The organism is Burkholderia sp. SR8 (assembly GCF_052851275.1).
The window spans coordinates 421,662-431,796 of sequence record NZ_JAULUC010000002.1 but is presented as its reverse complement, the minus strand read 5'-3'; the positions used below and the strand labels follow the sequence as shown (position 1 = coordinate 431,796).

Genomic DNA, 10,135 nt, shown 5'->3' with positions numbered 1-10,135 from the left:
GACCGGCCGCCGGCGATGCCGAAGCGCTCGCGGCTTCCATCCCCCTTCGACCAGGACACCGACATGAGCGAACAGGACAGGGAACAGGGCAAGGCACGCCGCACCGAAGTCATGGGCGACGCATTCGTCGAGCGCGCGATGCGCGATCTCGACGGCTTTTCCCGTCCGCTGCAGAACTGGCTGAACGAGCACGCGTGGGGCAGCACGTGGCAGCGCGGCGGGATCGACCTGAAGACGCGCAGCCTCTGCACGTGCGCGATGCTGGCCGCGCTCGGCCGCAGCACGGAGCTGAAGGGGCACGTGCGCGGCGCGTTGAACAACGGCGCGAGCGTCGTCGAGATTCGCGAAGTGCTGCTGCACAGCGCCGTCTACGCGGGTGCGCCGGCCGCGGTCGAGGCGTTTCGCAGCGCGCGGGAAGTGCTGTCGGAGCTCGGGCTGTCGGTGCCCGACGACGAGGCCTGAGCGCGCGCGGCGCGGCGCGTCGCGACCGGCTGGCCGATGACGCTCAGTGCACGACGCGCGTGACCTGCCCGGTTGCGTCGAGCGGTGCGGCGGCGACGTCGAGCAGCCAGTCCGCGGTCGCGTCCGGCATCGTGACGGGCAGCATGTGCCCGCCTTCGACGACCGTCAGCCGCACGCGTGCCGACTTCTGCGCGAGCGCGTCGCCGTGCGTACGCCAGTTGAGGATCGGGTCGGCGCGGCCGTACAACACGTCGACCGGCAGCGTCAGTTCCGCGTAGCGCCGCTCCATCGCGGGCAGGTCGACGGGCGCCGACAGCAGGTCCGTCGCGGTCGCGTAGAACACGGGCGGGCGCAGCCCGAGCAGTCCGCCGCCCTTCACCGGAAAGTCGCGCGGCACGGCTTCCGGCGCGAACACTTGCCGGACCGCGCCGCGGCCGGTCAGGATCGTCAGCGGGATCGCGAAGGTCCACGACACGAAGCGGCGCACGAGCGGCGACGGCAACATCAGCGGCCTGAACGGCGCCGGCGGTTCGGTCTGCTCGTGCGACAGCGGCGCGATCAGCGCGAGCCGGCTCACGCGCTCCGGATGGTTCAGGCCGACCGCGAGCGCGATCGCGCCGCCGAGCGAGTGGCCGACCAGCACGGGGCGGTCGAGCTTCAGCGCATCGATGAACGCGGCGATCGTGCGGGCCTGCGCGAACACGTTCGCCTGCGAACCGGCGCCGCGCAGCGAACGGCCGGCGCCCGGACGGTCGACGAAGATCACGCGATGGTGCTGCGCGAGCCGCGCGAGCGGCAGGTACGCGAAGTTGCGCCACTGGCCGGCCAGCCCGTGCACGAACACGATCGGCGATCCGCTGCCGTACTCGACGTAGTGGATCCGGTCGCCGCCGACGTCGACGAAGCGGCCTTCGGGCGGAAACGCGCGCGTGACGCGCCGCGCGACGTAGCCGGAAAACAGCGCGAGCGCGGCGAGCACCGCGACGGCGCCGAGCAGCACGTTCTGGATCAGATGAAGCGTATGGCTCATGTCGGCCTCGACGGGTGTCAGCGGGTTTCGAGTACGGGTTCGGCAACCGGCGCGGCGGCCGGGCCGGCTGTCGCGCGGCGTTCGAACTGCATCGCGGAATCGGCGAGCCCGCTGAACTTCAGCGACGCCAGATCGAGCACGTAGTTCTGGTGGAACTTCCACGGCTTGCGGTGGCCCTGCTTCGGCAGGATGCCCGCCGCGCGCTGGATGTAGCCCGAGCTCAGGTTCACCGCGGGCACGTCGCCGAGATCGCCGGCGCCGAGCCGCGGCACGCAGGTGTCGTAGCCGTTCGCGCGCATGTGGTTCAGCAGCCGGCACACGTAGCGCGCGATCAGCTCGGCCTTGAGCGTCCACGACGCATTCGTGTAGCCGAACGACGATGCGAGGTTCGGCACGTCGCTGTACATCATTCCTTTATAGGACACCGTCTGCGGCAGGTCGACCGCGCGGCCGTCCACCGTGACGCGCGCACCGCCGAGCATCTTCACCTTCAGCCCCGTCGCGGTGACGATCACGTCCGCGTCGAGTTGCTGGCCGCTCTTCAGCTGCAGGCCGGTCGGCGTGAAGCGCTCGATTTCGTCGGTGACGATCGATGCGCGGCCCGCGCGGATCGACTTGAACAGGTCGCCGTTCGGCACGAGGCACACGCGCTGGTCCCACGGCATGTAGCGCGGCGTCAGGTGCTTCGCGACGTCGAAGCCGGGTCCGAGCTGCCTGCTGGCCGCACGGATGATGAAGCGCTTCGTGCGCTCGGGCTTGCGGCGCGACACGTTGTACAGGTACATCGTCAGCAGCACGTTCTTCACGCGCACGAGCCGGTGCGCGAGCCGCGACGGCAGCACGCGGCGCAGCGCGTTCGCAATCCTGTCGCGCGCGGGCAGCGACACGATGTAGGTCGGCGAGCGCTGCAGCATCGTCACGTGCTTCGCGTCGGCCGCCATCGACGGCACCAGCGTGACGGCCGTCGCGCCGCTGCCGATCACGACGACGCGCCGGTTCGCGTACGCCAGATCCTTCGGCCATTGCTGCGGATGCACGATCCGGCCTTCGAACGATTCCATGCCGGCCCAGTCGGGCAGGTAGCCGCCGTCGTAGTCGTAATAGCCGCTGCACATGTACAGGAAGCGGCACGTGTAGACGAGCGTGTCGACCGCGCCGTTCAACGTGCGCTCGACACGCACCGTCCAGCGCGCGCGGTGCGAATCCCAGTCGGCCGCGACCACCTTCTGGCCGTAGCGGATCGTCTCGTCGATGCCGTACGCGCGCGCGGTGTCGCGGATGTAGTCGAGGATCGTCTGCCCGTCCGAAATCGCGTTGTCGCTGTGCCACGGGCGGAAGCTGTAGCCGAGCGTGAACATGTCGGAATCCGAACGAACGCCCGGATAGCGGAACAGGTCCCAGGTGCCGCCGATCGCGTCGCGCGCCTCGACGATCGCGACGCTCGCGTACGGGCAGCGCTTCTTCAGGTGATACGCGGCGCCGATGCCGGACAGGCCGGCGCCGACGATCAGCACGTCGAGGTCGCGGCTGTCGCCGCAGGCGGGCGGCGCGTCGCGCCGGTCGGTCGTCGTCGAGGTCATGCGGGATCCTTGGTGGGTGGGGTCGCGAGTGCCGACGGGCCGTGCACGCGTTCTCCCGCGGAGGTGTCCTTCCCGCGAAGATTGCGCGCGCGGGCGCGGCGCACGTGGCGCAGCACCAGCCGCTGGTAGCCGGCGCCGAGCAGGCGCGCGAGCTTGTCGAGGCGGCGCGCATCGGCGCCGACCAGCACGCGGCGCGCGTTGCGTTCGACGCCCGCGAGAATCTGCCGCGCGGCGTCATCGGCGGTGGTCGCGTCGATCAGGCGGTTCGCCTGGCGGCGGTGGGTCGCTTCGTCCTGGCCGGTCAACGCATGGATGCTGGTATCGACGCGGCTGGCGTCGACGATGTTGGTCGCGACGCCGCCCGGATGCACGCAGGTCGCGCTCACGGGCGCGCCGTCCAGCTCGAGCTCCATCCGCAACGCTTCGGTGAAGCCGCGCACCGCGAACTTGGTCGCGTTGTACGCGCTCTGCGTCGGCATCGCGATGAGCCCGAACAGGCTCGACGTGTTGATCACATGCCCGTCGCCGGCCGCGCGCAGGTGCGGCAGGAACGCCTGCGTGCCGTGCACGACGCCCCAGAAGTTGATGCCGACGATCCATTCGAGATCGGCGAGGGTCGCGGTCTCGGCACGCGCGGCCAGCGACACGCCCGCGTTGTTGAAGATCAGGTTGATCTTGCCGTGTTCGGCGCGCACGAAGTCGGCCCATGCGAACACCGCGTCGCGATCGGCGACGTCGAGCCGGCGCGTGCTGGTGCGCACGCCGTATGTCGCGCAGGCGGCCGCCGTGCCGGCGAGCCCGACGTCGTTGACGTCGGCGAGCGCCACTTCGCAGCCGCGCCGCGCGAGCTCGACCGCGAGGCTGCGGCCCATGCCCGAACCGGCGCCCGTGATCGCGGCGACCTTGCCGGAAAAACCCTTCATCCGTTGTCCCTCCCGTTCCGCTTGCGCTGCGCCGGCGGCGTGTCTATTGTGGTGTTGTTCGTCACCACTTTAGTTTTCGGGTGTCCTGATGTCAAATAGCGAAATGGAGAAAGCACTCGAAACGGAAAAACGGGGCCGGGCGTACGGCGGTGTCGCGCCCGAAGTACGGGCCGCCGAGCGGCGCGACGCGCTGATCCGCGCGGCGACGCAGGTGTTCGGCACGGTCGGCTTCCGCAAGGCGACCGTGCGGTCGATCTGCCAGGAAGCGAAGCTCAACGACCGCTATTTCTATGCGGCGTTCGACAGCACCGAGGATCTGCTGCGCTGCACGTACCTGCATCATGCGCAGCGACTGCACGACGCGGTCGCGCGCGCGGTGGCCGAGCGCGGCGGCGATCTGAGCGAAAGCGTCGACGCGGGGCTTGCCGCGTTCTTCGCATTCCTGCGCGATCCGTGCGCGGCGCGCGTGCTGCTGCTCGAGGTGATGGGCGTGAGCGCGGATACCGACATGACCTACCAGCGGATGCTGATCGACTTCGGCAAGCTGATCATGGCGATCGGTGCGGCGCGCGAGGCCGTGACGCCCGCGGAGCGCACCGAGCAGCGGCTCGTCGGGCTCGCGCTGGTCGGCGCGATGACGAACGTCGGGGCGGCGTGGCTGCTCACCGGGTATCGCGATCCGGAGGCGCAGATGATCGCGAGTTGCCGGAAGGTGCTGCTGGGGACGTTGCGGGAAGCGGGGTAGGGGCGGACACGCGGACGGCGGTGCCGGGTTCTCGTTGCGGGCGCCTGCGCACGATGTACGTTCCTGCGATCGGGCCCGCGCTCGTCGATATTGCAATGTTATTGCGATTCATATTGGCGAAATCGCGGAAGAGGGCGTTATTAATCGGTCGCAGAATTTCACCGGATTGTCATTTTTTGATAATGGTCATGATTCGTTGTGGTGTGATCGTCGTCAATGAAATCCGCAGTGAAAAAATAAAGCGCAACGTCAATCAAAATCGACGTTGCGCCATTGTCACGCGCGAACCGTGCCGCGCCGACTGATGCGAACTTACGAGCCCGTGTATCCGCCCCGGGTCCAGCCTTCGCCATCCCAGCACCACTCGGTCGTCGAACCCCCGCTGGTCGCGTACACGCGGATATGCACGGCGCTGCCGACCAGCCAGCACGTCGCCGACACGTTGTCGCCGGCCTGGTTGAACGCCCCGGTGTACCAGTTCGATCCGTCGTAGCAGCGCTCGGTGATCTTGTTGCCGTTGGCCGTGTAGACGCGAATCGACGGCGTGCTTCCCCAGGAAATTGCGGCGGTTTGCATTTTCAAACTCCTTGATTGGAATAAAGCGGAGAATTGAAACGTTTCGGTAAACGCGATTCGGCGTATTACCGGAAATAAGATTAGTCAAAAATATGAGAAAGCAATATGCGATTTTTCGTGAATGAATCGCGGCATTGATGCGGGTCTTGAAAAGCCGGTGACGGCGGATCGAAATGGCGTCGGAACACTACGAGCCGCCCCGCATTTCGCTGGGCCCGACGTGCGTTCTACCCGTGCGGCGCGCGCTGCGCAGCCGCCCCGGTGTCTGCGATCCTTGCCCGCATCGCGTCGATGAACGCACGCACCTTCGGCGACGGCAGCCGCGTCGACGGATACACCGCGTGAATTCCCGCCCGCGCCGAACGCCACGCAGGCAGCAAGCGCACGAGCCGCCCGGCCGCGACGTCCTCCGCGATCGAGAAATCCGTCAGGAGCCCGAAGCCGCCGCCGGCGAGCGCGATCGCGCGGCAGGCCGTCGCGGTGTTCGACACGACTGCCGCGATGCAGCGCACCGATGCGTGCGTGCCGCTCGCGTGATCGAGTTCGAGCGTATGCGGGCGGGGCAGCGTCGACAGCATCACGAACGGCAGCGCGGCGAGCGCGTCCGGATCGCGCGGCAGCCCGTGCCGCGCGACGAATGCGGGGCTCGCGACCACCCATTTCTCGTATTCGCCGAGCTGCACCGCGCGATAGTTCGAATCCGCGAGCCGGCCGATGCGGATCGCGACGTCGAGGTTGTCCGCGACGAGATCGACGACGCGGTCGTTCGCGATCAGTTCGACGTCGAGCCCCGGATGCGCGTCGCGCAGCGCGACGACGGCCGGCGCGACGACCAGCGCGCCGTAGTCGATCGGCACGCTCACGCGCAGCGTGCCGCGCAGCGGCCCCGCGTCGGACGAGACCGCGTCCAGCGCCGTTTCGGTCGCCCGCACGATGTCGCGGCACGCGTCGTAGAACACGCGCCCCGCATCGGTCACGCTCAGCCGCCGGGTCGTGCGCACCAGCAGGTTCGCGCCGACCTCGGATTCGAGGCGCTGCATGTGCGTGCTGACCACCGTCTTCGCCAGGCCGAGCCGTTCGGCCGCGGCCGTCAGCGAGCCGGCGTCGACCACGGCGACGAAGATCGCCAGTCGGTTCAGGTTCACGTCGCGCAGGTCGGCCATCGTCGATTGTCCTATGGAAGCGGATAATGTTTCAGCCATTATCCGTCTTCTGGATGCGAACGGCGAGCGCTACGCTGGGGGCCGTTCGTCGCCGATTCCCGGCGCCGCGAGATCCAGGAGCCTTTCCATGTCCGCAGCCAGCAAGCCCGCCCGTCCGGTCCGCGTCTATTCGTTTCCGCTGTCGGGGCACGCGCATCGCGTCCGGCTGTTCCTGTCGCTGCTCGCGCTGCCGTTCGAGACCGTCGACGTCGACCTTGCGGCCGGCGCGCAGCGCGAACCCGCATTCCTCGCGCTCAATCCGCTCGGCCAGGTGCCGGTGATCGACGACGACGGCACCGTGCTGGCCGATTCCAACGCGATCCTCGTCTATCTCGCGAAGCGCTACGGCGACGCACATTGGTTGCCCGACGATGCAGTCGGCGCCGCGACCGTGCAGCGCTGGCTGTCGTACGCGGCGGGGCCGATCGCGTCGGGGCCGGCGGCCGCGCGGCTCGTCACCGTGTTTCGCGCGCCGCTCGATCACGACGCGGCCAAGCGCACGGCCGCGAAGGTGCTCGGCGCGATCGACGGCGAGCTCGCCGGCAAGCCGTTCGCCGCCGGCGCGCAGCCGACGGTCGCCGACATCGCCGCCTATACGTACATCGCGCACGCGCCGGAAGGCGGCGTGTCGCTCGAACCGTATCCGCACGTGCGCGCGTGGCTTGCACGCGTCGAGGCGCTGCCGGGCTTCGTCACGATGCCGACGACGCGCGCCGGCCTGCTCGCCGCCTGAAGCCGTGTCTTGACCGGGAGAACGCGATGAACGCCCCGACTGCCGCCGTACCGGGCTGGGAACTCGACGACGCGCCGTTCCATGCGGGCGAGCTCGCCGTGCAGCAGCGCGCGGGCGTGACCGAGGCAGCCGACGCGGCCGGCAGGCGCGGGATTCGGCGCTTCATGCCGGATCAGCACCGGACGTTTTTCACGCAGCTGCCGTTTTTCGTGCTCGGCGGCGTCGATGCGGATGGCCAGCCGTGGGCGACGCTGCGGGTCGGGATGCCCGGCTTCGTGACGACGCCGGACGCGCGCACGCTGCGCATCGGCGGCGACACGCTGCCGGGCGATCCGCTCGCCGGTGCGTGGCGGGCGGGCGTGCCGCTCGGCGCGCTGGGGATCGAATTCGATACGCGCCGGCGCAACCGGGTGAACGGCGTCGTGCGCGCGGTCGACGGCGGTGCGCTGACGGTCGCGGTCGAGCAGAGCTTCGGCAACTGCGCGAAGTACATCCAGGCACGCAAGCCGGCGTTCGTGGCGCGCGACGGCGGGGGTGCTGTCGGCGTCGATGTGGCCGATCGGCTGACCGACGCGGATCGCGCGTTGCTCGCGCACGCCGACACGTTTTTCGTCGCGAGCGCGAACACGTCGGACGGTGCAGGCGCCGCGCGCGGCGCGGACGTATCGCATCGCGGCGGGATGCCGGGCTTCGTGCGCGTCGACGATGCGCACACGCTGACGACGCCGGATTTCAGCGGCAACCGCTTCTTCAATACGCTCGGCAACCTGCAGCACGATCCGCGCGCGGGGCTGCTGTTCGTCGATTTCGACGGCGGCGACCTGCTGTATGTCGCGGCGGATGCGGAGATCGTGTGGGACGGGCCGCTCGTCGCGTCGTTCGACGGCGCGCAGCGGGTCGTGCGGTTTCATGTGCGCGAGGTGCGGCGCACGCGCAGCGTGCTGCCGTTTCGGTGGTCGGCGGTCGAGCCGGCACCGCAGTTTGCGGGGATGGCGAGCGCGGGCGGGGCGGCGGCTCCTGTCTCATCGTCGGCAGCGGCAGCGGCAGCGGCAGCGGCAGCGGCAGCGGCAGCGGCATCGGCGTCGACATCGGCAGCGGCATCGGCATCGGCATCGGCATCGGCATCGGCATCGGCATCGGCATCGGCAGCGGCATCGGCAGCGGCATCGGCGTCGGCAGCGGCATCGGCATCGACATCGGCAGCGGCATCGGCAGCGGCAGCGGCAGCGGCATCGGCGTCGGCAGCGACATCGGCGTCGGCGTCGGCATCGGCATCGACATCGACATCGACATCGACATCGACATCATCCGCATCTAGCTGGCGTCCGCTGCGCATCGCGAAAATCGTCGACGAAGCGCGCTCGATTCGTTCGTTCTACTTCGAATCGGCGGACGGCGCTGCGTTGCAGGCCTACGAAGCCGGTCAGCATCTGACGTTGCGCGTCCCGCTGCCGGATGGCGACGCACCGATGATCCGCAGCTACACCCTGTCCGATGCGCCCGGCGCGCTGCACTACCGGATCACCGTGAAGCGCGAAGGGCGCGTGTCGTCTTGGCTGCACGACCATGCGCGAGCCGGGATGACGCTCGATGCGCAGATGCCGCGCGGCCGTTTCACGTTCGACGTCGCGAGCCCGCGTCCGGCGGTGCTGGTGTCGGCCGGTATCGGCATCACGCCGATGATCGCGATGCTGCGTCGCGCGCTGGCCGACGGCGCGCCATCGCGCCGCGTCGTGTTCGTGCACGGCGCGCGCGATACGGCAGACCGGCCGTTCGCGACGGAACTCACGCAAATCGCGGACGCCGACGCCCGTGTGTCGCTGCACTGGTTCGACAGTCGGCCGCAGCGCGACGGCGTGGCGCGGCCGGGCCGCATCGACATCGCGCAACTGAAGCGCATCCTGCCGTTCGACGACTACGACTTCTACCTGTGCGGGCCGTCCGCGTTCATGCGCGATCTGTACGACGGATTGCGTGCGCTGAACGTGCCGGACGAACGGATCCGCTTCGAGGCGTTCGGGCCGTCGAGCATCGTACGCAGCGCGAGCCGTGCGGCGGGAGTGCCGCCGGGGGCGAGCGTGCCCGTCGTGTTCCGCCGCAGCGCGCGCGACGCCGCGTGGACGCCGGCCGACGGCACGCTGCTCGAATTCGCGGAGGGGCAGGGCGTCGCGGTGCCGTCCGAATGCCGGTCGGGATCGTGCGGCACGTGTGCGACGCGCGTGCTGTCCGGCGCGGTCGATTACGTGCAGCCGTACGATGCCGAAGTCGAACCGGGCTGCGCACTGTTGTGCGTCTCGCGGCCCGCCGAAGGGGCCACGGCGCCGCTCGTGCTCGATCGCTGATCGCCGAGCGGCCCGCACGCGAAGCACGCGAGCGCCGCGCGACCGACCCGACCGGCACATCGTTGCGTCGCCGACGTCGCCGGCGACGCACGTCGCGGCCATGAGGTGACGGTCATCGTCGCCGCATCGTGAGAACTGCCTGGCGGCCTTCTCCGTTATCGCATGGTCTATCCGATTCGCCAGACATAATCCCGGCCCGGGGTAAAATGCGCGCCACGCCGCGATGCCGTGCGCGATGGGCATGCCGCCGTTCCAACGAACGGCGCGCACAAATGCCCGGCGCCTGCGCCGGGGCGTTCGAAGCGTCCCCCGCATGGCAGGACCGCGCCGCAGCCGGCTACCCGACAGGCACCCGATCCAACATGGGTCGACGGCCGCAGCGGCGCCCGGCGCATCGCCTGGATCCGATGTCCCACCCCGCGCTTTCCCGATCGATTCGGCACGCATGCGGCCGGATCGCCTGATTCGTCCGATGTATGTCGCATCGACGCATGTGTGCAGCGGTTCAGCCGGGCGGTGACGGGTTCCCGCGCGAGGTCGCG

At 69.4% G+C, this 10,135-nt stretch carries 9 protein-coding genes; 4 read left to right on the top strand and 5 right to left on the bottom strand.

The features are described from left to right. Window positions 1–63 precede the first annotated feature (63 nt). Window positions 64–462, top strand: coding sequence for a carboxymuconolactone decarboxylase family protein (locus Q3A80_RS04200; RefSeq protein WP_446327819.1), 399 nt, complete (start codon window positions 64–66; stop codon window positions 460–462). A 43-nt stretch (window positions 463–505) separates the two neighbouring features. On the opposite strand, the gene Q3A80_RS04195 is transcribed toward Q3A80_RS04200, so the two are convergent. The 3 genes from Q3A80_RS04195 to Q3A80_RS04185 are packed head-to-tail and all read right to left on the bottom strand — an operon-like array spanning window position 506 to window position 3,995. Beyond that, the gene (locus Q3A80_RS04195; protein WP_446327797.1) at window positions 506–1,492 is read right to left on the bottom strand and encodes an alpha/beta fold hydrolase; all 987 of its coding nucleotides are present in this window, start codon (window positions 1,490–1,492) and stop codon (window positions 506–508) included. A gap of 17 nt (window positions 1,493–1,509) precedes the next feature. Beyond that, window positions 1,510–3,072 carry a flavin-containing monooxygenase gene (locus tag Q3A80_RS04190; RefSeq protein WP_446327796.1) on the bottom strand — a complete coding sequence of 521 codons (1,563 nt, stop codon included), beginning with the start codon at window positions 3,070–3,072 and terminating at the stop codon, window positions 1,510–1,512. Beyond that, on the bottom strand, window positions 3,069–3,995 hold the full coding sequence (locus Q3A80_RS04185) for an SDR family NAD(P)-dependent oxidoreductase (RefSeq protein ID WP_446327795.1): 927 nt from the start codon (window positions 3,993–3,995) through the stop codon (window positions 3,069–3,071). The genes Q3A80_RS04190 and Q3A80_RS04185 overlap by 4 nt, the downstream gene beginning before the upstream one ends. 88 nt (window positions 3,996–4,083) lie before the next feature. Here Q3A80_RS04185 and Q3A80_RS04180 point away from each other — a divergent pair, with 88 nt between their 5' ends. Beyond that, window positions 4,084–4,740, top strand: coding sequence for a TetR/AcrR family transcriptional regulator (locus tag Q3A80_RS04180; protein ID WP_446327794.1), 657 nt, complete (start codon window positions 4,084–4,086; stop codon window positions 4,738–4,740). 312 nt (window positions 4,741–5,052) lie between these two features. Here the strand turns inward: Q3A80_RS04180 and Q3A80_RS04175 are convergent, their stop codons facing one another. Beyond that, a complete protein-coding gene (locus tag Q3A80_RS04175; protein ID WP_057925796.1) occupies window positions 5,053–5,316 on the bottom strand; it encodes a fucose-binding lectin protein in 264 nt (87 codons plus the stop codon). A 227-nt stretch (window positions 5,317–5,543) separates the two neighbouring features. After that, window positions 5,544–6,479, bottom strand: a complete 936-nt coding sequence (locus Q3A80_RS04170) for a LysR family transcriptional regulator (protein ID WP_446327818.1) — start codon at window positions 6,477–6,479, stop codon at window positions 5,544–5,546. Window positions 6,480–6,606: 127 nt separating this feature from the next. Between Q3A80_RS04170 and Q3A80_RS04165 the strand changes: the two genes are divergently transcribed. Then, entirely contained in the window at window positions 6,607–7,251 is a 645-nt protein-coding gene (locus Q3A80_RS04165) for a glutathione S-transferase family protein (protein ID WP_446327793.1), read from the top strand. A 26-nt stretch (window positions 7,252–7,277) separates the two neighbouring features. After that, window positions 7,278–9,593, top strand: coding sequence for a pyridoxamine 5'-phosphate oxidase family protein (locus Q3A80_RS04160; RefSeq protein WP_446327792.1), 2,316 nt, complete (start codon window positions 7,278–7,280; stop codon window positions 9,591–9,593). Window positions 9,594–10,135 lie beyond the last annotated feature (542 nt).